Annotated in this window: 21 protein-coding genes; 5 read left to right on the forward strand and 16 right to left on the reverse strand. The window is 59.6% G+C overall.

The features are described 5' to 3' along the window. Window positions 1–14 precede the first annotated feature (14 nt). From phoB to pstS, 6 genes are all read right to left on the reverse strand, one after another. Window positions 15–722: a phosphate regulon transcriptional regulator PhoB gene (gene phoB, locus CLU88_RS08240; RefSeq protein WP_099656175.1), complete on the reverse strand. Its 708-nt coding sequence runs from the start codon at window positions 720–722 to the stop codon at window positions 15–17. 15 nt (window positions 723–737) lie between these two features. Beyond that, a complete protein-coding gene (gene phoU, locus CLU88_RS08245; RefSeq protein WP_099656176.1) occupies window positions 738–1,442 on the reverse strand; it encodes a phosphate signaling complex protein PhoU in 705 nt (234 codons plus the stop codon). A 9-nt stretch (window positions 1,443–1,451) separates the two neighbouring features. After that, window positions 1,452–2,237, reverse strand: coding sequence for a phosphate ABC transporter ATP-binding protein PstB (pstB, locus tag CLU88_RS08250; protein ID WP_099656177.1), 786 nt, complete (start codon window positions 2,235–2,237; stop codon window positions 1,452–1,454). Between the two features lie 15 nt (window positions 2,238–2,252). After that, a complete protein-coding gene (gene pstA, locus CLU88_RS08255; protein ID WP_099656178.1) occupies window positions 2,253–3,134 on the reverse strand; it encodes a phosphate ABC transporter permease PstA in 882 nt (293 codons plus the stop codon). After that, the gene (gene pstC, locus CLU88_RS08260) at window positions 3,131–4,057 is read right to left on the reverse strand and encodes a phosphate ABC transporter permease subunit PstC (RefSeq protein ID WP_233194960.1); all 927 of its coding nucleotides are present in this window, start codon (window positions 4,055–4,057) and stop codon (window positions 3,131–3,133) included. Before pstC ends, pstA begins: the two co-directional genes overlap by 4 nt. 170 nt (window positions 4,058–4,227) lie before the next feature. Beyond that, window positions 4,228–5,268, reverse strand: a complete 1,041-nt coding sequence (gene pstS / locus CLU88_RS08265) for a phosphate ABC transporter substrate-binding protein PstS (RefSeq protein ID WP_099656179.1) — start codon at window positions 5,266–5,268, stop codon at window positions 4,228–4,230. A 510-nt stretch (window positions 5,269–5,778) separates the two neighbouring features. Between pstS and CLU88_RS08270 the strand changes: the two genes are divergently transcribed. The 3 genes from CLU88_RS08270 (at window position 5,779) to CLU88_RS08280 (ending at window position 8,951) form a co-directional block, all read left to right on the forward strand. Further along, on the forward strand, window positions 5,779–6,849 hold the full coding sequence (locus CLU88_RS08270; protein ID WP_099656180.1) for an ABC transporter substrate-binding protein: 1,071 nt from the start codon (window positions 5,779–5,781) through the stop codon (window positions 6,847–6,849). Between the two features lie 81 nt (window positions 6,850–6,930). Continuing rightward, the gene (locus tag CLU88_RS08275; protein WP_099656181.1) at window positions 6,931–8,409 is read left to right on the forward strand and encodes a Ppx/GppA phosphatase family protein; all 1,479 of its coding nucleotides are present in this window, start codon (window positions 6,931–6,933) and stop codon (window positions 8,407–8,409) included. Continuing rightward, window positions 8,406–8,951 (forward strand): hypothetical protein, encoded by a 546-nt coding sequence (locus CLU88_RS08280; RefSeq protein ID WP_233205407.1) that lies wholly within the window; start codon window positions 8,406–8,408, stop codon window positions 8,949–8,951. The genes CLU88_RS08275 and CLU88_RS08280 overlap by 4 nt, the downstream gene beginning before the upstream one ends. A 21-nt stretch (window positions 8,952–8,972) precedes the next feature. Here CLU88_RS08280 and sixA read toward each other — a convergent pair whose 3' ends face one another. From sixA to CLU88_RS08325, 9 genes are all read right to left on the reverse strand, one after another. Further along, window positions 8,973–9,434 carry a phosphohistidine phosphatase SixA gene (gene sixA / locus CLU88_RS08285; RefSeq protein WP_099658729.1) on the reverse strand — a complete coding sequence of 154 codons (462 nt, stop codon included), beginning with the start codon at window positions 9,432–9,434 and terminating at the stop codon, window positions 8,973–8,975. Window positions 9,435–9,445: 11 nt separating this feature from the next. Beyond that, a complete protein-coding gene (ppk1, locus tag CLU88_RS08290; protein ID WP_233205587.1) occupies window positions 9,446–11,485 on the reverse strand; it encodes a polyphosphate kinase 1 in 2,040 nt (679 codons plus the stop codon). 161 nt (window positions 11,486–11,646) lie between these two features. Further along, complete coding sequence (locus CLU88_RS08295; RefSeq protein WP_099656183.1) at window positions 11,647–12,732, reverse strand: glycosyltransferase family 1 protein; 1,086 nt, start codon at window positions 12,730–12,732, stop codon at window positions 11,647–11,649. After that, a complete protein-coding gene (locus tag CLU88_RS08300; protein ID WP_099656184.1) occupies window positions 12,729–13,613 on the reverse strand; it encodes a UDP-2,3-diacylglucosamine diphosphatase in 885 nt (294 codons plus the stop codon). Before CLU88_RS08300 ends, CLU88_RS08295 begins: the two co-directional genes overlap by 4 nt. Beyond that, complete coding sequence (locus CLU88_RS08305) at window positions 13,613–14,449, reverse strand: GNAT family N-acetyltransferase (protein WP_099656185.1); 837 nt, start codon at window positions 14,447–14,449, stop codon at window positions 13,613–13,615. Before CLU88_RS08305 ends, CLU88_RS08300 begins: the two co-directional genes overlap by 1 nt. Window positions 14,450–14,647: 198 nt before the next feature. Next, window positions 14,648–15,982, reverse strand: coding sequence for a phosphoglucosamine mutase (gene glmM, locus CLU88_RS08310; protein WP_099656186.1), 1,335 nt, complete (start codon window positions 15,980–15,982; stop codon window positions 14,648–14,650). Between the two features lie 42 nt (window positions 15,983–16,024). After that, window positions 16,025–16,888 (reverse strand): dihydropteroate synthase, encoded by an 864-nt coding sequence (gene folP, locus CLU88_RS08315; protein ID WP_099656187.1) that lies wholly within the window; start codon window positions 16,886–16,888, stop codon window positions 16,025–16,027. Window positions 16,889–16,984: 96 nt separating this feature from the next. After that, window positions 16,985–18,904, reverse strand: coding sequence for an ATP-dependent zinc metalloprotease FtsH (ftsH, locus tag CLU88_RS08320; protein WP_099656188.1), 1,920 nt, complete (start codon window positions 18,902–18,904; stop codon window positions 16,985–16,987). A gap of 239 nt (window positions 18,905–19,143) precedes the next feature. Beyond that, window positions 19,144–19,806 (reverse strand): RlmE family RNA methyltransferase, encoded by a 663-nt coding sequence (locus CLU88_RS08325; RefSeq protein WP_099656189.1) that lies wholly within the window; start codon window positions 19,804–19,806, stop codon window positions 19,144–19,146. Window positions 19,807–19,838: 32 nt separating this feature from the next. Here CLU88_RS08325 and CLU88_RS08330 point away from each other — a divergent pair, with 32 nt between their 5' ends. Continuing rightward, window positions 19,839–20,312 (forward strand): YhbY family RNA-binding protein, encoded by a 474-nt coding sequence (locus CLU88_RS08330; RefSeq protein WP_099656190.1) that lies wholly within the window; start codon window positions 19,839–19,841, stop codon window positions 20,310–20,312. Between the two features lie 5 nt (window positions 20,313–20,317). Beyond that, the gene (locus CLU88_RS08335; protein WP_099656191.1) at window positions 20,318–21,070 is read left to right on the forward strand and encodes a glycosyltransferase; all 753 of its coding nucleotides are present in this window, start codon (window positions 20,318–20,320) and stop codon (window positions 21,068–21,070) included. Window positions 21,071–21,182: 112 nt separating this feature from the next. Here the strand turns inward: CLU88_RS08335 and CLU88_RS08340 are convergent, their stop codons facing one another. Continuing rightward, the gene (locus CLU88_RS08340; protein WP_099658730.1) at window positions 21,183–21,647 is read right to left on the reverse strand and encodes a DUF4149 domain-containing protein; all 465 of its coding nucleotides are present in this window, start codon (window positions 21,645–21,647) and stop codon (window positions 21,183–21,185) included. Window positions 21,648–21,655 lie beyond the last annotated feature (8 nt).

The raw sequence follows: 21,655 nt of genomic DNA on the forward strand, positions 1-21,655 counted from the left end.
CTGGGGGCTGGCCCTCAGGCCTGCATCAGCGCCTGGGGCTGGGCCGTGAGGCGGTAGCCTGCGCCGCGCACGGTCTCGACCATGGTGCCCGCCGTGCCCAGCGCCTCGCGCAGGCGCTTGACGTGGACATCCACCGTGCGCTCTTCAATGAACACATGGTCGCCCCACACCTTGTCGAGCAATTGCGAGCGGCTGTGCACCCGCTCCGAGTGCTTCATGAGAAAGTGCAGCAGCTTGAACTCGGTGGGGCCCACCTTGAGGGGCTGCGTCTGGAAGGTGACGCGGTAGGTGGCCGCGTCCAACACCAGATCGCCGATGGTCACGCTGTCGTTCACCTGCTCGGGCGCGCGGCGGCGCAGCACGGCGCGGATGCGGGCCAACAGCTCTTGCGTGGAAAACGGCTTGGTGATGTAGTCGTCTGCACCAGCATCCAGACCGGCCACCTTGTCAGGCTCGTCCCCACGCGCAGTGAGCATCAAGATCGGGATGGCCTTGATGCGGCTGTCGGCGCGCCACTTGCGGGCGAGCTGCAGGCCGCTTTGGCCTGGCAGCATCCAGTCCAGCAGGATCACGTCTGGCAGCACGGCATCCAGCTCGCGCTGGGCCGACTCGCCGTCTTCCGACCAGATGGGCTGGAACCCGTTGTGCCGCAGGTTCACGGCAATCAGCTCGGCAATCGCGGGTTCATCCTCAACGATCAAGACCCGGGGCATTTTCTTCATGGCTACGCCCTTCCCTTACTGCAACACGGTCGATTCAATATCGTCCATCGCGGCATGGCGCACGTCCTTGCCTTTGACCAGATAGATGATGAGTTCGGCCACATTCTTGGAGTGGTCGCCAATGCGCTCAATCGCCTTGGCCAAAAAGAGCAAGTCCAGGCTGGCAGAGATGGTGCGAGGGTCTTCCATCATGTAGGTGACCAGCTTGCGCACAAACCCGTCGAACTCCTTGTCGATCAGATCGTCTTCTTTCAGGATGGCGAGCGCGGCTTTGGTGTCCAGGCGGGCAAAGGCATCCAGGGCCTTGCGCAGCAGGCCAGAGGCCAAATCTGCCGCCATGCGCAAATCACTGGAGGGCAGTGAGCGCGCGGCACCGCTTTCAATGATGGACTTGACCATGCGCGCCATCTTGTGTGCTTCGTCGCCCATGCGTTCGAGGTTGGCCGTGGCCTTCGAGAAGGCAATCAGCAAGCGCAGGTCGCGCGCCGTGGGTTGCCGGCGGGCGATGATGGAAGAAAGCTCATGGTCAATCTCCACTTCCATGGCATTCACGCGCTGCTCCATGGCAACCACTTGCTCCACGGCCTCCATGCTGAACTGCGACAAGGCATAGATCGCCTGGCGGATTTGGGATTCCACCAAGCCGCCCAACTCCATCACACGGGAAGAGACGTTGTTGAGTTCGCTGTCAAACTGGGTGGACAGGTGTTTTTCAGGCATGGTGTCTCCTCAGCCGAAACGGCCGGTAATGTAGTCTTCGGTTTCCTTGCGCTGGGGCTTGAAGAACATCTGCTCTGTCTCGCCAAACTCCACCAGATCGCCCAGGTACATGTAGGCGGTGTAGTCGCTGCAGCGCGCGGCCTGCTGCATGTTATGGGTCACGATGACCACGGTGTAGTCGTTCTTCAACTCGGCAATCAGTTCCTCGACCTTGGCGGTGGAGATAGGGTCCAGCGCCGAGCAAGGCTCGTCCAGCAACAGCACTTCGGGCTTGATGGCAATGCCGCGTGCAATACACAGGCGCTGCTGTTGGCCGCCCGAGAGGCTGGAGCCGCTTTGGTTGAGCTTGTCCTTGACTTCGTTCCACAGTGCCGCCTTGCGCAGCGCCCATTCCACACGGTCGTCCATGTCGGTGGCATTGAGGCTTTCAAACAGCTTCACACCAAACGCAATGTTGTCGTAGATAGACATGGGGAACGGCGTGGGTTTCTGGAACACCATGCCCACCTTGGCGCGCACCAAGGCCACGTCTTGCTTGCTGGTCAGCAGGTTTTCACCGTCCAGCACGATCTGGCCTTCGGCGCGCTGCTCAGGGTACAGCTCGAACATGCGGTTGAAGGTGCGCAACAAGGTGGACTTGCCGCAGCCCGATGGACCGATGAAGGCCGTGACCTTGTTCTCGGGGATGTCCAGGTTGATGCCCTTGAGGGCGTGGAATTTGCCGTAGTAAAAGTTCAGATCGCGCACCGTGATCTTGGAGTTGGCGGATGCGGATGCTTGCAGGGTGGAGGGCATGAATGTCTTCCTTGTTTATTTCTGGCGTGTCAAAACACGCGCCAGGATATTGAGACCGAGAACCGCTACCGTGATCAGGAACACGCCGGCCCACGCCAGCTCCTGCCAGTTCTCATAAGGGCTCATCGCAAATTTGAAAATCGTGACCGGCAGGCTGGCCATGGGTTTGGAAAGATCGGCATTCCAGAACTGGTTGTTGAGCGCGGTGAACAGCAGAGGTGCTGTCTCACCCGCAATGCGCGCCACAGCCAGCAGCACCCCAGTGATCACACCGGCACGGGCCGCGCGCAAGGTGACCATGGTGATGACGCGCCACTTGGGCGTGCCCAGGGCATAAGCCGCCTCACGCAGGCTGGCAGGCACCAACAGCAACATGTTTTCGGTAGTGCGGATGACCACCGGAATCACGATCAGCGCCAGGGCCAGCACCCCGGCGTAGCCTGAGAAACTCTTGAACCGGGCCACCACCACTGCGTACACAAACAGGCCAATCACGATGCTCGGGGCGGACAGCAAAATGTCGTTCACGAACCGGGTCGTGGCCGCCAGCCAGCTGCGCGACTCGTACTCGGCCAGGTAAATCCCGGCCATGATGCCGATGGGCGTGCCCACAAACGTGGCCATCGTTACCATGACCAGCGAGCCAAAGATGGCGTTGGAGATACCGCCCACCTCGTTGGGTGGAGGGGTCATCTGTGTGAACAGCGCCACACTCAGGCCACCCAGGCCCAGGCGGATGGTTTCCCACAGAATCCAGACCAGCCAGAACACACCGAACAGCATGGCCGCCAAGGACAGCGTGAGCGCAATCTGGTTGACGCGCTTGCGGCCGTTGTAGCGGGTTTGCCGCATTTGCGCCAAATCGGCGGCAGAAATCAGGCGTTGAGAGGTACTCATGAACGCGCCCCTTCACTCTTTTTAAGACGCGACAGCAACAGCTTGGACAAAGACAGCACCACGAAGGTGATGAAGAACAACACCAAGCCCAGGTAAATCAGCGATGCCTGGTGCAGGCCTTCGCCCGCTTCGGCGAACTCGTTGGCCAATGCAGAGGTGATGCTATTGGCTGCCTCAAACACCGACAGGGAGTCGAGCTGGTTCATATTGCCGATGACGAAGGTCACGGCCATGGTTTCGCCCAACGCACGGCCCAGGCCCAGCATGACGCCACCAAGCACACCGGTCTTGGTGAACGGCAGCACCACTTTGAAGACAACCTCCCAAGTGGTCGCACCCAAACCATAGGCAGACTCTTTGAGCAAGGCGGGGGTCACCTCAAACACATCACGCATCACCGACGCAATGAAGGGGATGATCATGATGGCCAGGATGATGCCCGCCGACAAAATGCCGATGCCCACGGGAGGGCCCGACACAAAAGCGCCCAGGTAAGGCACGCCGCTGAACATCGCTTGCAAAGGCTGCTGCACAAAGCGCGCAAGAATGGGGCCAAACACCATCAGCCCCCACATGCCATACACAATCGACGGCACGGCCGCCAGCAGCTCGATCGCAGTCCCCAAAGGACGCTTGAGCCAGGCGGGAGAAAGTTCGGTCAAAAACAGCGCAATGCCAAAACTCACGGGCACGGCGATCAGCAAGGCAATGACCGAGGTGGCCAAAGTGCCGTAAATCATGACCAAGCCGCCGTACTCGTTCTGTACGGGGTCCCAGACGCTACGGGTCAGGAAACTGAGGCCATATTTCGCGATCGAAGGCCAGGCTCCGATCACCAAAGAAACAAGGATGCCCACCAGGAGCAGCAGGGTCAGCACGGCTGCGCTGCGAGCGAGCCAACCAAAAATGCGGTCAGCCAACATGCCAGAGATCAAGGGCTGCGGACGAGGTGGCGTGGTCCGTTGAGCGCCACGCACCGCCTTGGCAGACGGGGTTTGCGGGACCGGCAAGATAGTGGACACGTTAAGAGCCTTCTATAAATGCAATCGGGGGACTGGCCAAGCCACTAAGCCAGCCAGCCCCACCAGATTACTTACTTGTATGCAATCGCCTTACCAGCCGTGTCTTGGATACCAGCCCAAGACTTCAGAATGACACCCTTCACAGCGTCAGGCATAGGCACATAGTCCAGGTCTTCAGCGGTCTTGTCCCCAGACTTGTAAGCCCATTCAAAGAACTTCAGAGACGTAGCAGCCTGCACAGGCTTGTCTTGCGACTTCTGCATCAGGATGAAGGTGGCGCCAGTGATGGGCCAGGATTCCTTGCCAGGCTGATTGGTCAAGATTTGGTAGAAGCTCTTGGCCCAATCGGCACCTGCAGCGGCAGCCTTGAAGGCCGAGTCGTCAGGGGCGACAAACTGACCATCGGCATTTTGCATCTGCACATAGGTCATCTTGTTTTGCTTGACGTAGGCGTACTCCACGTAACCGATGGAGTTAGGCAGACGGCCCACAAAAGCAGCCACGCCTTCGTTGCCTTTGCCACCTGCACCGGTAGGCCAGTTCACTGCAGTGCCCTCACCCACCTTGCTCTTCCACTCCGCATTCACCTTGCTCAGGTAATTGGTGAAGATGAAGCTGGTGCCCGAACCGTCGGCACGGCGCACAGGAGCGATGGCGGCATCAGGCAGAGCCACACTGGGGTTGAGCGCCTTGATGGCGGCATCGTTCCAGTTGGTGATTTTGCCCAGGTAGATGTCACCCAACACTTGGCCGCTGAGCTTGATCTGGCCAGCCGCAATGCCCTTGATATTGACCACAGGCACCACGCCACCGATCACGGTAGGAAACTGAACCAAGCCCTTTTTGCTCAGATCTTCATCTTTGAGCGGGGCATCAGAGGCACCAAAGTCCACCGTCTTGGCTTCGATCTGGCGCAGACCAGCTCCGGAGCCAACGGATTGGTAGTTGATCTTCACGCCAGTGGCCTTGTTGTAATCAGCAGCCCACTTGGAGTACAGGGGTGCAGGAAAGCTGGCACCCGCGCCAGTTGCCTCTTGCTGCGCCATGGCGCTGGAAAAAGCACCCGCAGCAACCACACCGGCAACCAGAACTCGAATCGCAGACAGTTTCATGGAAAGACCTCTAGAGTGAATAAGTTGGGATGTCGGTACTCTAGGATCACTCTATGACAGTGTTGTGACACAAAAAATGGATTGTCACAACAGCGGAAGGAGCGATTTTCAGGAAGTCGTGGGCGCATCAATGCCTTACCGATCCGCATCAAAACTGCGCAGGACTATCCCCCTCAGGCGACAACATCACGCGGACCGACTGGTGGAGTTCTTGCGGCACTCCGTCACAAGACTGACACAAAGCCCCCTTAGTCTCCCGCCACCGGCCTACGCGCTGCTACGACCTCGCAAGAGACATCGATGGCATGGACGCTGCCCTAATTTAGGACCCATCGCAGGTCTGCCCGCCCGAGACAAGCACCAGCCATGACCGCACCAGAGCGCCGCCGACACCCCAACTCGCCCCCCATGCTCGCCCACATCACGCCCCACTCAGCCTCGCCTCCCCGGCGCAGGAGCACTGGCGCCTTCGCGCTGGGGCGACGTGATTGGCTTCGCTGCGCAACAGGCATGGGGGTATGGGCTGCGGCCGGACAGCCCACCTGGGCACAGGGGGACAGCTCGCGCACCGTTTCGATTGCGCAAGTGGTGGACATGTCGCCCACCCAACAGGATGTGAGCCGAGATTTTCTGACCGGATCGCGGGCGGCGTGGCAAGACACGAATGCACGCGGCGGCATCCAGGGCAAACCGGTGCAGCACATGGTTCTGGAAACCGATGGCACCCCAGGACAACTCCAGGCGGCCTGGCAAACTGCCCACCGCCAAAGCCAATGCGCAGCGCTGGCAGGCTGCGTAGGGCACAACGCGGCCCAAGGGCTTGCCAAGCTGCAAACCGGTGCGGACATCAACAACCCGCTGCCGTTGGTGGCCCCATGGCTGCACCACACGGCAGCCCAAGGTGCGGTCGATACCGTATTTGATGTTTTTGCCGACTTGCGCGCGCAAGTCACCCATGCGTTGAAGTCCTTGGCATCCATGGGGGTCCCTGAGCTGGCCGTCGCCTATGCGGCGGGCCATGACCCGGCCCTTTGGCAAGCCGCAGTGGCACAGGCTGCTCGCGAGCAGAACGTCAAGGTGCAAACCATCAGCGCGGGCGCGCAGCTGACGCAGCCCATCGTTCTTTTTGTGGGAGGCACCCCCGAACTGCACGCGTTTGTGGAAAAACTCAAACTGCCAGCGGGGCGCCAGTGCTACGTGATTGCATTGGCCGACGTGAATTTGCAGGTGTTGGCCCAGATGGGCAATCTGCCCAAAAAAGTGTCCATCGTCGCCACACAGACCGTTCCCCTGGTCACTGCGGGCCTGCCCATCGTCCGCGCATACCGAGAAGCCCTGGCACGTTTGTACGACGAGCCCCCTTCGCCCCAGGGGTTGGCCGGCTTTATTGCCGCCAAGTACACCGCCGAGGTCTTGCAACAAATCAGCGGCCCCATCACCCGGGCCAATGCGCTGGCGGCCTTCCAGCAACGCAAGCCTGTCACCGTGGGTGGCTGGGCTGTTTCCTATCAAGACAAGAAACGCTCGGCGCCCTTTGTGACCCAAAGCATGCTGTCATCCGACGGCCGCATTGTGGGCTGAGCCCCGGCCGCCATTCGCGCAAGGCAGATGCTATGCTGCCCAAGATCAGAGCCAGAGAGACTGCGCACACTGCGCCACCCCATGCAAAACGGAACATTGCTCGCCGCTGTGGATCTTGGATCCAACAGCTTTCGCCTTGAAATTGGCCGCTTCGAGCACGGCCACATCCACAAAGTCGAATACCTCAAGGAGACCGTGCGCCAAGGCAACGGGCTGGACGACAACCGCAACCTGACACAAGACGCACTGGAGCGCGGCTGGGCTTGCCTGGCACGGTTTGGTGAACGACTGGCAGGATTTCCTCGCGAACATGTTCGAGCCGTCGCCACCCAGACTCTGCGCGAAGCCCGCAACCGGGACGATTTTCTGACCCGCGGCAGCGAGGTGCTGGGATACCCGATTGACGTGGTGTCTGGCATTGAAGAAGCCCGACTGATCTACCAAGGGGTGGCCCGGCTGCTGCCGCAATCCGATGAACGCCGGCTGGTGGTGGACATTGGGGGGCGTTCTACCGAACTGATTTTGGGCCAGCAGTTCTCCCCCAAGTCCGTGGCTTCGTTCAGGGTGGGCAGCGTGGCATGGTCGTCCCGCTATTTTGCGGATGGCGCCTTCACCCCCCAAGCCTTCCTGGCCGCTGAAATCGCCGCCAAAGCCGTGCTGGACGAGGCTCTGGCCGTGTTTCGCCGAGACGCGTGGGATGTAGCGTATGGATCATCGGGTACAGCCGGTGCCGTGGGCGATGTGCTGGCAGCCATGGGCGGCCCCAAGGGCATCATCACTCGCTCGGGCCTGGAGGCATTGCGCGACAAGCTGCTGCGCGCCCAAAGCGCAGACCGTGTTCGCATGGAAGGACTCAAGGAAGACCGGCGCGCCGTGATTGGCGGCGGGATCAGCATCCTGCGGGCGGTGTTCGATCTTCTGGATATTGACGAGATGCAGGTGGCCCAGGGCGCCTTGCGACAAGGTGCCCTCTACGACCTGTTGGACCGCGAGCAGCCCGAGACCGACCTGCGCACCGACACCGTGAACGCACTGATGCAGCGCTTTGCCGTGGACGTACCCCACGCCGAACGTGTTGCCGAAACCGCCTGCAAGCTCTTCTTGCAAGCGGCGCAGCCCGACAGTGAACGGGCCGCACGCAAACTGGAATGGGCCGCCAAGTTGCACGAGGTGGGCTGCCGCATTTCGCACAGCGACTACCACCGGCACGGCGCCTACATCCTCGACAACACAGACGCTGCAGGCTTTGCGCTGCCCGAGTTGCATCGACTGAGCGTGCTCGTCTTGGGGCAACGTGGAAAAGTGCGCAAGCTGGAGGCGGATTTGTCCGACCCCATCTTTGCGCTGCAGCTGCTGTGCCTGCGATTGGCCGTGGCGCTGTGCCACGCACGGCGCGCCCCCGATATCTCCGGCATACGGTTGCACGCACAGCCTGGCGTATTCACGCTCTCAGCCCCACCGCCTTGGTCAAAGGCCTATCCCCAATCGGCCCACTTGCTGCAGGAAGAAGTCACCGCTTGGCAAAAAACGCCTTGGGATTTGCACATCGTGGGTGATTGATACACCTCCTTAAACGGTATAAACTGTTTATACCGTTTAAGGAGAGCTACATGAACACCGCCCAAGAAACAACGCCCGTCGCTACTGCTGCTGAAAAAGAACCGACAAAAGCCACCAAAGCAGTCGCCACTCCCGCAAAAAAAGCACCAGCATCGCCTGCCAAGGCAAAAGCCGAAAAAGACAAGATAGCTGCGGCCCCCAAAGCCAAAGCAGTCCCGAGCAAGGCGAGCCCCATCAAGGAAGCCAAGGCCAAAAAGCCCAAGCTGGTGCGCGACAGTTTCACCATCCCCAAGGACGAATACCTGGTGATTGAAAACCTGAAGCAACGGGCACTGGGTCTCTCGCACCCTGTCAAAAAGAGCGAGCTGCTGCGCGCTGGACTGAAGCTGCTCGCAGGCCTTTCTGATGCCGCGCTGCGCACCGCCTTGCAGGCTGTGCCTTCCATCAAAACCGGGCGCCCTACCAAAGAAGCGCAGACACCACAACCCAAACCAGTGGCTGCCCCTAAAGCAAAGCCAGCCGCCAAGGCTCGCACCAAGTAAGCCCACCGGCAGAGCCCAGCATCACAGGTATTCGGGGGACTGAACGGTCATCAGGACCGTTTGGCTCTGTTCCAGGCGTTGCCGCTGGCGCAGCCACCACACAGCCCCTTTGCGTACAGCACACTCAGGCGACTGCAGCCCGAGCAATTGGGCAATCACCTGCCCCAGTACGGGCTGGTGCCCCACAACCAAGATGGTGCCCCGGGCGTTGGGCCATTGCACCAAGTCGAGCAAATCCTGCACTGTGCCGCCTGGTGACAGTTCAGCACGCATTTTGAATTTGCGGCCCAACGCTGCTGCGGTCTGCTCTGTTCGGCGCGCCGGGCTGGCAATCACACGCAACCCCTCAGGCAATTGGCGGTCCAGCCAGGCGGCCATTCTGGCCGCCTGCTTTTCACCGCGCGGTGTCAAAGAGCGCGCCAAGTCATCCACACCTTCTGCCGCCTCTTCGGCCTCGGCATGTCGCCAGAGAATCAAATCCATTTCATCCCCCGTCACGCAGACCGAAGCCCCGCCGCACCATAGCGCACCATCAAGGCGTTCTGCGCGCCATGTCCTGTCGATGGGCGACTTGCACGCTGGTACGCCCCATTGGCGTCCAAAGTCCATGCATCGCGGTCGTCATGCAAATAGGCCACCAAGCACTCATCCACAATTTGCTGGCGCAGTTTCGGGTCCATCACCGGCCAAGCCAGCTCAATGCGCCGCATCATGTTGCGATTCATCCAGTCGGCACTCGACAGATACAAGTCTTCTTGGCCATTGCTGCGAAAGTAAAACACCCGCGTGTGCTCCAAGAACCGGCCAATCACCGAGCGCACCCGGATGTTGTCGGTGACGCCTGGTACCTGAGCTGCCAACATGCACGCGCCACGCACAATGAGATCAATGCGCGCACCGCACTGCCCGGCCAAGATCAGCGCCCGGATCAAAGCCTCGTCGGTCAATGCGTTCATCTTGAGCACGATGCGTGCATCTTCTCCTCGGCTGGCAGCTTGCCCCACCTGTTCAATCTTTTCCTGCATGCGGCGCTGCAAATGAAACGGGGCCAAGATCAGCTGGCGCAGCTTAGGTGGGCGATTCTGGCTGGCAAGGTGGCTGAAAACGCCATCCATGTCTGCAGTGGTTTCCTCATTCGCCGTCAGGTAGCTGAGGTCTGTGTACAAGCGTGCTGTGCGCACGTTGTAGTTGCCCGTGGAGAGGTGCCCGTAGCGGCGCAAACGCCCACCTTCCCGGCGGGTCACCAGCAGCATCTTTGCGTGGGTCTTGAGGCCGACCACCCCATACACCACCTGTGCCCCCACAGACTCCAGCGCTTCTGCCCAGTTGATGTTGGCCTCTTCATCAAAGCGGGCTTTCAGCTCCACAACCGCCATGACCTCTTTGCCACGGCGCACCGCTTCCGTCAGCAACTCCATCAACTCTGAATCAGCCCCGGTGCGGTAGATCGTTTGCTTGATCACCAGCACTTGAGGGTCGTTGACGGCCTCGCGCAAAAAGGCCAGCACGCCATCGAAGCTCTCAAATGGCTGGTGTATCACCACGTCCCGCTGGCGCACCTGCTCCAGGATAGAGACCCCCTGCTGCAACTGCCGTGGCCAGGACGAGCGCCAGGGCGGAAACAACAAAGCGGGGTCATTGACGAGATCCACCAATTGCGTCAGCCGCACCAGATTGACGGGCCCCGGAACCCGGTACACCGCTGCAGGCGGTAGCGCAAACTGCGCCCTCAAAAACTCAGACAAAAACGAAGAACAACCGGCAGATACCTCCAAGCGAACCGCTTGGCCATAGTGACGCTGCTGAAGCCCTTGGCGCAAAGCTGTTCGCAGATTGCGCACATCCTCCTCGTCCAGCGCCATGTCCGAATGCCGGGTGACCCGGAACTGCGAGAACTCGGTGACTTCGCGGCCTGGGAACAGGTCGTGCAGATGGGCGCGGATGATGCTCGAAAGACTCACAAACCACGTGCCTTGCGGGGCCACCTTGCTGGGCATGCGCACCAGGCGTGGCAAGGCCCGAGGTACTTTCACAATGGCGACTTCGTTCTCACGACCAAAGGCATCTGGCCCGCGCAAGCGCACAATGAAATTCAAAGACTTGTTGGCCACTTGCGGAAACGGATGGGCCGGATCCAGCCCCACCGGTATGAGCAAAGGCCGCACTTCTTTCACAAAGTAGTCTTGTACCCAGCGCCGCTGCGCGGCATTGCGCTCCCCGTGAGAGACGATGCGAATTCCATGCGACTCAAACGCGGGGACCAAGGACTCGTTGTACAACGCATACTGGCGCACCACCAGGTTATGGACGATTGCGGACAAGGACTCCAGCGACGCTGCACTGTAGAGGCCCTTGGCGTCCCCATTCTTGGCGGCAGTGATGTGTGGCGCGGCCCGCACCTCAAAAAACTCATCCAGATTGGATGACACGATGCACAGGTAACGCAGCCGCTCCAGCAAGGGCACATCCGTGCGTGCCGCCCAATCAAACACCCGCTCGTTGAATGCCAGGATGCTCTGATCACGGTCCAGCATCACAGCAGGAGACAGGGGGCTTTTGCGTCGGAAAGTTCCAGAATCGTCAGGACTGCCCGACTCTTCAGCACCCTCAACAACAGCATCGGTCAGCGGTTTGTCCAAAGGCAAGGGCAGCATGAGAGGCGCAATCAAAGTCACAATCAGACGCGCAGTATTTGCTATTCAGATGACAGTGATGTGACAGTTTTTTGCATCACCTTATGCGGTGTCACAAAACGATTGACCGGCACAAGATGGCCGAGAAACTGATCTGCAGCCGAGCCCCAGGTGAATGCCAGGGCACGCTGACGCGCCTCATGCCGAGGGATACGCAAAGCCTGCTGACAAGCTGACAACAGGTCTTCGTCCAGCACACCGCCCTGGGCTGCTGCACCGTCATGCACACCCAGCACCTCCACAGGCCCATCGACAGGAAATGCAGCAACCGGAGTGCCACAAGCCATGGCTTCCAGCATCACCAAGCCAAAAGTTTCAGAGCGGCTGGGGAAAACAAATACATCGGCCGCTGCATAGACCTGCGCCAGCGTGGGCCTGTCCAAAATGCCCAACCAGCGAACATGGGGAAACCGCGCCTTCAGCCCCGCTTCCAGCGGCCCAACCCCGCAGACCACCTTGGTCCCAGGCATCTGCATTTGCAGGAAGGCCTCAATATTTTTCTCGTAGGAAACACGGCCGACATACAAACTGACGGGGTGCGCCAATGCCCCTGTCACATGACAAGGCTTTGTGACGGCTTCAAATTGAAATGCCTGAGTGTCTACCCCATGAGTCCACTGACGCAAGTTGCGAAAGCCACGTTGGGCCAACATATTCATCACGTCCCGCGTCGGCACCATCACCCCTGAAGAGGGTCGGTGAAAATGGCGAAAAAGGGCATACCCCCAAGCCAGTGGAATACCCAGCGCCGCTTGCAGAATCTCTGGAAAACGCGTGTGAAAGGCGGTGGTGAACGCCAAGCGGTGCCGCAAACAATATTTGCGAGCAGCCCAGCCCAGAGGGCCTTCCGTGGCCAGGTGAATCGCGTCGGGCTGGTAATCGTTCAACAAGCCAGTCAACACTTTGAATGGCCGTACCGCCAAATCAATGCCTGCATAGCCAGGACAGGGGCGGGTGCGAAACAACCCTGGATGGATGACCATCACCTGGTGTCCACGCGACTCCAGTTGCTGCACCAGTTCCACCAGCGTTGTCACAACGCCATTGACCTGGGGCTGCCATGCATCGGTGACGAGGGCAATTTTCATGCGGCCACCTGCTGTCCCACGGGCTCCGACACGCGGGGCAATGCATTTCCATGCCAATGCACGAGTTCCAAGCGCCCGTCGCGGTGCTCAACCAAAGCCGTGCAACTCTCCACCCAATCACCATCATTGCAATACAAGATACCGTCAATCTCACGCATCTCTGCCCGATGGATATGGCCACACACCACGCCCTGGTGCCCCCTGCGACGGGCTTCAGCCGCCACGGCGTTCTCAAAATCAGTCACGTAGTTCAATGCCTTTTTGACTTTGCCTTTGAGGTAGGCTGAAAGCGACCAATAGGGCAAGCCCATGCGTGCGCGCAAGCGATTGAGGTGCCTATTGAGTTTGAGGGTCAATTCATACAGGTTGTCCCCCAGGTAGGCCAACCATTTGGCGCATTGGATGACGCCATCGAAGTAGTCCCCATGGACCACCCAAAGCCTTCGCCCATCGGCTGTGGTGTGTACAGCTTCGGTCTGCACGTGGATCCCCCCAAAGGAGTGCCCCTCAAACGCTCTTGCAAACTCGTCGTGGTTGCCCGGAACAAAGACGATGCGACAACCTTTGCGGGCACTTCTCAATAATTTCTGCACCACGTCGTTGTGCAACTGGGGCCAAAACCAGCGGCGGCGGAGTTGCCAACCATCCACAATATCCCCCACCAGATACAGCGAGTCGCTGGAGTGGTGACGCAGAAAATCCAGCAATGCAGCAGCCTGAAAGCCTGGAGTTCCCAAATGCAAATCAGAGATAAAAATGGCCCGGTACCTGGGGTGAGAATCCGCCTCCGGGCTGTCTGAATCCGCGGCTTGCGCTTCGGGTGGCAGAAAAGGCAGGTTCATACCACCCCATGCACCGGAAGCATCCAACGCGGCCCGCATCAAGCCCCCAGAAAGTGCTTGCGATAGCGGGGATGCAAATCTGCCAAACGCATCAACATGGGCAGATCTGCGGTGTTGAAATCGGGATCCCATGCGGGTGCGCCCAATACACGGGCCCCCAGGCGCAGATAGCCTTTGATCAAGGCTGGTGGCTCGGCCAATACCGAATTGTCGAGCTGCTCTACAGGCAGAGGAAGGCGGGGACGTACGTGGTATTCAATGGGCGCAAGGTGGGTTTGGCGAAGCTGCTCCCAGATACTGGCAGCCACGTCGCCACTGACCACACCGTTGTGCAGCATGGGGATGCTTGCGCAACCGATCATGGTGTCGAGCTGGTTGCGAACCATGAAATCGGCCAACGCGCCCCACAACGCCATGATCACACCGCCAGTGCGATGTGCCGGGTGCACGCAACTGCGCCCCAACTCCACCATCCTTGACCGCAGCCCACGCAAACGTGTGAGATCAAACTCCGTGTCGCTGTAGGTGCCCCCAACCCGCTGGGCCTGGGCGGGTGTCAGGACCCGGTAGGTTCCGATGACGGCCTGGCTCGCCTCATCAAGCACCAAGAGATGCTCGCAATAGTCATCGAACAGATCAATGTCGTGACCCGGCACTGGAGTCGATAGGCGTGCACCCATTTCAAGGCCAAAGACCTCGAACCGCAGTCTTTGTGCCTGCCTGACTTCGTCCAGATGGCGCGCCCAGCGGACCTGAATGCCCGCCTGGACTGGCTTGCCAGCGCCCCAGACTACGCCAGGCGCAGACGAGCGCTCGGACGCGCTATGTACAGACTCGACAACGGGGGATAAACCGCCATGGGTGGGCTCTTGCATGAATAGGCTCCTTCGTTCAACCCAAGAATCTGGAGCCAGGCAAACACCTCAACCCGGTCCATTTTTTGGAAGTTTGAAAGAACCCGATGACACTGACGTTGCAATGCCAAGGCGAATTCATGACACAGGGCCATCAGTCCATGGCCGATTGACATCTACATCAAAAGTGGATGGCCGCAGGAACCACCCGCCAACCCATCAACCGGCCCGCGCTGCGTCAGCCAATTTTTGAGCGCAGCGATTGGCCTGTTCCTCGTCTCGCGCCTCCACCATCACACGCAGCAGGGGCTCAGTCCCGCTGGCGCGGATCAGTACCCGGCCTGTTTCGCCCAGCTCGGCCTCCACTTGCACAATCGCGTCGGACAGCAGGGCATTGCCCTTCCAGTCTTGCCCAGGGGTGAGACGCACGTTCAACAACACCTGCGGAAACAACACCAGATCCTTGAGCAAATGCGGCAAGCTGGAGCCGCTGCGCACACAGGCTTGGAGCACTTGCAGGGCGCTCACCAGACCGTCTCCCGTGGTGTGCTTGTCCAGTGCCAACAAATGGCCAGAGCCTTCGCCACCCAATGTCCAGCGGTGCTTGGCCAATTCTTCCAGTACGTAGCGGTCACCCACTTTGGCGCGCTCCAGGCGAACGCCACGCTGTTTGAGCGCCACCTCCACCGCCATGTTGGTCATCAATGTGCCCACGACGCCCGGCACATGTTCATCACGCCCCATGCGGTCGGCAGCCATCAAATACAGCAACTCATCGCCGTTATAGAGGCGCCCTGCCGCATCCACCATCTGCAAGCGATCCGCATCGCCATCCAGCGCTACACCGTAGTCAGCGCGATTGGCACGCACAGAGCGCACCAGAGCTTCGGGGTGTGTGGCGCCCACCTCATGGTTGATGTTCAGGCCATCCGGTGCGCAGCCAATGGACAGCACTTCTGCGCCCAGTTCATGGAATACCTTGGGAGCCACTTGGTAGGCTGCGCCGTGCGCTGCATCCACCACGATCTTGAGCCCACGCAAGGTCAGGTCCTGAGAGAACGTGCTTTTACAGAACTCAATGTAGCGCCCTGCCGCATCGTCCAATCGACGCGCTTTACCCAGGCTAGAAGAATCAGCCCAGACCGGTGTCTCGTCCAGCGCGGCCTCAACCGCCTGCTCCCAGGCATCTGGCAATTTCGTGCCTTGGGCGCTGAAAAACTTGATGCCATTGTCTGGATAGGCGTTGTGGCTTGCACTGATCACCACACCCAAGCTGGCGCGCTGAGCCCGCGTCAGGTATGCCACCCCAGGCGTGGGCAGCGGCCCGAGCAGCACTACATCGACCCCAGCGGAGTTGAACCCTGACTCCAAGGCACTCTCCAGCATGTACCCAGAAATGCGCGTGTCTTTACCAATCAACACGGTGGGGCGGTCTTCTGTGCGGCGCAAGACGCGTCCCACGGCATGGGCCAAGCGCAACACAAAATCGGGAGTGATGGGGTACTGCCCCACCGTGCCTCGAATGCCATCTGTGCCGAAATACTTGCGGGTCATGTCTCTCAATCTCCAATCGTTAACGAAGGCGTATCCAACGCCTTATGGTGTTGCCAGCCCATCGCGCAGATCGGGCTGCAGACCTTGGCCCGCAGCCCGCCACACGGTCAAGGCCGCCACCGTCTCTCGCACGTCGTGTACGCGAACGATGCGAGCCCCCCGCTCCACCCCCAGCAAGGCGGCAGCCACGCTAGGGACCATGCGGGCATCCACGTCCAAACCTGTCACAGCCCCTAGTGAGGATTTACGAGACCATCCCACCAGCAAGGGGTAACCATCGGCCAGCAGCTCGGACTGGTGAGACAACAAGGCAAAGTTCTGCTCTACCGTTTTGCCAAAACCCACGCCCGGATCCAGCACGATACGCTCGCGCTGCACTCCGGACGCTCGCAAATTGGCTGCTGATTCTTGCAAAAATTTTCTCACTTGCGGCACGATCTCTCCTGACATGGGAGACACCTGCATGGTTTGCGGATCACGGTGCATGTGCATGAGGCATACACCGCAAGAGGGGTGGGCAGCCACTACGGCCAGCGCCCCCGGCTGGCGCAGCGCCCAGATATCGTTGATGACGTCTGCGCCCAAGTCAAGAACGGCCCGCATGACTTGGGGCTTATAGGTATCCACAGAAACAGGAACACCCAAAGACACCGCATCCCGAACCACGGGAAGTACGCGGGCCAGCTCTTCCTCAAGCCCGACAGCGGGGCTGCCTGGGCGGGTAGATTCGCCCCCAATGTCCAGGATATCCGCCCCCTCACGGATCAAGCGCTCGCAATGGCGCAAAGCAATGGCCGTATCAAAGTGCTGACCGCCGTCCGAGAAGGAGTCAGGCGTGGCATTGACGATGCCCATGACGAGGGGCCTGTCCAGCGCAAGAGAGAACCTTGAAGTCTGCCAATCCATGTGATCCGGGTGCTTGTGGTTTGCCTGCGAAAAACGCGAGGAGTGCAAAAAAGAAACGGGGCATGCGCCCCGTTCTTTCATTCAAAAGCCTGCAGGTCAGGCCGCTGTGGGTGCAGTATCTGCCGCCACAGCGGGTGTACCACCGCTGGAGCCATCGCCACCAGAAGACGGTGTGCGGGGAGTCCAGTCCTTGGGAGGGCGGGGCTCCTTGCCAGCCATGATGTCGTCCAGTTGCTCGCTATCGATGGTTTCCCAATCCAGCAAAGCCTTCGCCATGGCATGCATTTTGTCGCTGTGCTCTTCGATCAAGCGACGGGCCAGGTTGTATTGCTCATCGATGATACGGCGGACCTCGCCGTCCACCTTCTCCATCGTTTGCTCGCTCATGCTGGTCGTCTTGGTCACGGAACGCCCCAAGAAGACTTCGCCTTCATTCTCGGCATACACCATGGGGCCCAGAGCCTCCGTCATGCCGTAACGGGTCACCATGTCACGCGCAATGTGTGTGGCTCGCTCAAAGTCGTTGCTGGCACCCGTGGTCATCTGGTTCATGAACACCTCTTCCGCAATACGGCCACCAAACAGCATGCTGATCTGGTTGAGCATGTACTCACGGTCGTAGCTATAGCGGTCTTGCGCAGGCAGGCTCATGGTCACACCCAGGGCGCGGCCACGGGGGATGATGGTGACCTTGTGCACAGGATCGCATTTAGGCAGCAGCTTGCCAATGAGTGCATGGCCTGCTTCGTGGTACGCCGTATTGCGCCGCTCTTCTTCGGGCATGACCATGCTCTTGCGCTCGGGGCCCATCAGGATCTTGTCCTTGGCCTTCTCGAAGTCCTGCATCTCCACGGTGCGCGCATTGCGGCGGGCAGCCATCAACGCAGCTTCGTTACACAGGTTGGCCAGGTCCGCGCCGCTCATGCCAGGTGTGCCGCGGGCGATGATGCTAGGCGCAACATCCTGTCCCACTGGAATTTTGCGCATGTGCACATTGAGGATCTGCTCACGGCCACGGATATCCGGCAATGTCACATACACCTGACGGTCAAAGCGACCGGGGCGCAGCAGGGCGGCGTCCAGAATGTCTGGGCGGTTGGTGGCAGCCACCACGATCACGCCAAGGTTGGTTTCAAAACCATCCATCTCCACCAGCATCTGGTTGAGGGTCTGTTCGCGCTCGTCGTTACCACCGCCCAGGCCCGCACCGCGCTGGCGGCCCACCGCGTCAATTTCGTCAATGAAGATGATGCAAGGCGCATTCTTCTTGGCGTTCTCAAACATGTCGCGCACGCGGGCAGCACCCACGCCCACAAACATTTCCACGAAGTCAGAACCAGAGATGCTGAAAAACGGGACCTTGGCCTCGCCAGCAATGGACTTGGCCAACAATGTTTTGCCAGTGCCTGGAGGGCCAACCAGCAGCAGACCACGGGGAATGCGCCCACCCAGCTTCTGGAATTTTTGCGGGTCTTTGAGGAAGTCCACCACTTCCTTGACTTCTTCTTTGGCCTCATCGCAGCCAGCCACATCGGCAAAAGTCACCTGATTGGTGTTTTCGTCCAGCATGCGGGCTTTGCTCTTGCCAAAGCTGAAGGCACCGCCCTTGCCACCACCTTGCATCTGGCGCATGAAATAAATCCACACACCAATGAGCAGCAGCATGGGGCCCCAGCTGACCAGCAAGGTCATGAGCAAGGAGCCTTCTTCACGCGGCTTCACATCAAACTTGACCTTGTGCTCGATCAGGTCGCCCACCAAGCCACGGTCCAGCACCGATGCGTTCGTACGGATCTTCCGATCATCGTTGGTGGTGGCGATGATTTCACCGCCACTCAACCCTTCAGGAATCACAGCGCTCTTGATGCGGTTGTTGCGAACCTCATCCAGGAACTCGGAGTACCCGACGGTCGTAGCACCACCGCTGCCGCGGGTGTCAAACTGTTTGAACACCGTGAACAACACCATGGCAATGACCAGCCACACGGCAAATTTCGAAAACCACTGATTGTTCAAGCGGAACTCCAGTTACAAGGGAGAAAAATGGCTACATGCCCATTGAGGCTATAGCTTTGGGTGATTTTAGGTCTTTCAAGCCACAGAGCCAGTCTTATTCCCCCTAGTGCCCATGGACTCCACGCGGGATGGAGGGGGCGTTACAGGCCAAAATTGATTTTCATCAAGAAAATTCAATCCCGAGGACAGTGCAGGAGCCTCGCACACTTGAAGCAAACGCCTGCAGAACCGCCATCCGATTACGGCTTGGCCTTCAACCCCATGCCAACCAAAAAAGTTTCCGACGACTTGTCACGCGAGGCTTTGGGTTTGAGAGGCTTGACGACTTTGAAGGTCTGTTTGAACAAATTCACCAAGTCGCTGTAGCCACTGCCGTGAAACAGCTTGACCACCAAAGCGCCATCAGGCTTCAAATGGGCACAGGCGAACTCCACCGCCAGCTCCACCAGGTGCGCAATACGGGCAGCGTCGGCAGACTCGATGCCGGAGAGGTTGGGCGCCATGTCTGACACCACCACGTCCACCACCCGCCCATCCAGTGCCTGTTCCAGTTGCGCCAAGACCTCAGGCTCGCGAAAATCGCCGTTCAAGAAGGTCACGCCCTCAATGGGCTCCATGGGCAAGATGTCCAGCGAGATGATGCTGCCATTGAGCTGCCCTGCAGCCGCCCCCGACGGAGACAGACGACGGCGCACATACTGGCTCCAGGCTCCGGGGGTGGAGCCCAGATCGACCACCGTGTAGCCAGGCTTGATCAACCCCAGCTGCTCATCAATTTCCTTGAGCTTGTAGGCGGCGCGGGCGCGGTAACCCTCTTTGTGGGCCAACTTGACGTAGGTGTCGTTGACATGGTCGTTGAGCCATGCCTTGTTGACCTTCTTGCTTTGGGTTTTTACTTTCATTGTGTTTTTCTTCCTGCCTCGATAATACGGCCATGCCCCAAATTCAATTGACTCCCGCAGAGCGCCGGGAACACCGCGCCAATGCCCACCATCTGGACCCTGTGGTCCTCGTCGGTGGAGACGGCATGACCCCTGCGGTCAAAAAAGAAATCGACGCGGCGCTCAACGCCCACGGACTGATCAAGGTCCGCGTGTTCGGTGATGACCGGGTCGCTCGCGAACTCATTTACCAAGAAGTGGCGGCAGAGCTCAATGCCGCCCCGATCCAGCACATCGGCAAACTGCTGGTGCTGTGGCGCCCGATGCCTGCCAAAGAGCGTGCGATCGACGAGGACCGCATGCCTGGCCCTCGCGATGTGAAGGTGCTCAAGTTCAGCAAACGCGGCGGCCAGCGCCCTGAAATCAAGCAGCTGCGCGTGCTGGGCAACCAGCGCTTGACGTCCGGCGGCCAGATCAAGCGCGCCAAGCCCAAGCAAAAGTCCATCAAAAAGCGCCAGGCTGACTGATCCCGATGCCAGGACACGGAGACACCGCCGGGCGCGAACGCCACATCATCTGCATGAAATGGGGCAAGAAATACGGCCCCGAGTACGTCAATCGGCTCTACGCCATGGTGCGGCGCCACCTCACTGGCGACTTCCGGTTTGTCTGCTTGACCGACGATAACACCGGTATCCGAAGCGAGGTGCAGTGCCTGCCGATTCCCCCTCTGGATTTGCCGCCCGGCATCCCCGAGCGGGGCTGGACCAAGCTGGTGACGTTCAGCGCGGACCTGCACGGGCTCAAGGGCACGGCACTGTTCCTGGATGTGGACGTGGTGATCACCGGCAGCCTGGATGACTTCTTCACCCAACCGGGCGAATTCCTGATCATTCACGATTACAAGCGGCCTTGGCGCGTCACGGGCAACTCGTCGGTGTACCGCTTTGAACTGGGCGCCCACCCCGATGTGCTGGAGTACTTTCGCGGCCACTTTGCCGAGATTCGGCAGCAGTTTCGCAACGAGCAGGCGTATCTTTCGGATTTCCTGCACAAGCAAGGCAAGTTGCAATACTGGCCTGCCAGCTGGTGCCCCAGCTTCAAATACCATGGCATTCCAGCCTGGCCCACCAACTACTGGAAAGCCCCATTTGTGCCGCCCGATGCACGCGTGGTGATTTTTCATGGCGAGTGCAACCCCCCCGACGCGCTAGCGGGCCGACGCAATCGACGCTTTCGCTACATACGCCCCGCCACGTGGGTGGCAGAGCACTGGAAAGAATAGTCCAGTACCCCACCACGGCCATAAAAAAACCCGCACTCAGCGGGTTTTTTTATGGCCGTGGACTGCGCAACACCGCTGTCAATGCGGAGCAGCCAAAACAGCGCAAACGCACTCAGGCGCCCCGCGCAGGCCCGTCCACACCATCGGCTTCTGAAGGCACCAAGGCCTGAGACTTCGGCAGCATGTGCAGCAAAACCACCAAGGCACACACCCACTGAAGCGCAAACATCACCGACCCCACGCTGTGCCACAGGCGCAAGTCCTGCCGCGCCACAATGCGTGGCGCCACACCGTACTGGGACAGCAGCGCCAGCAACATGCCGCCCACTATAAAAATCATAGCTGCTTGCGCCCATGGGTATTGCGCTACAGACCCTTTTGGCCTGGACACCAAAAGCAACAGCAAGGTACAGCCGACAGACACCCACGTCTGTGCGGCAAACAACTGGGCAGCCATGCCCCCTGCCATGGCAGGCGATGGAAGGTGGGCAAACAGCAAAGGCACCACCAACAAGCCAACAGTGGATAGGCTGCCCCACCAGAAGGCAGCAGCCAGCAGGGGAATACGCCCAGGCATGGTGGTCA

Origin of the sequence: Acidovorax sp. 56 (assembly GCF_002749705.1) — a bacterium.
Lineage (GTDB): Bacteria > Pseudomonadota > Gammaproteobacteria > Burkholderiales > Burkholderiaceae_C > Acidovorax.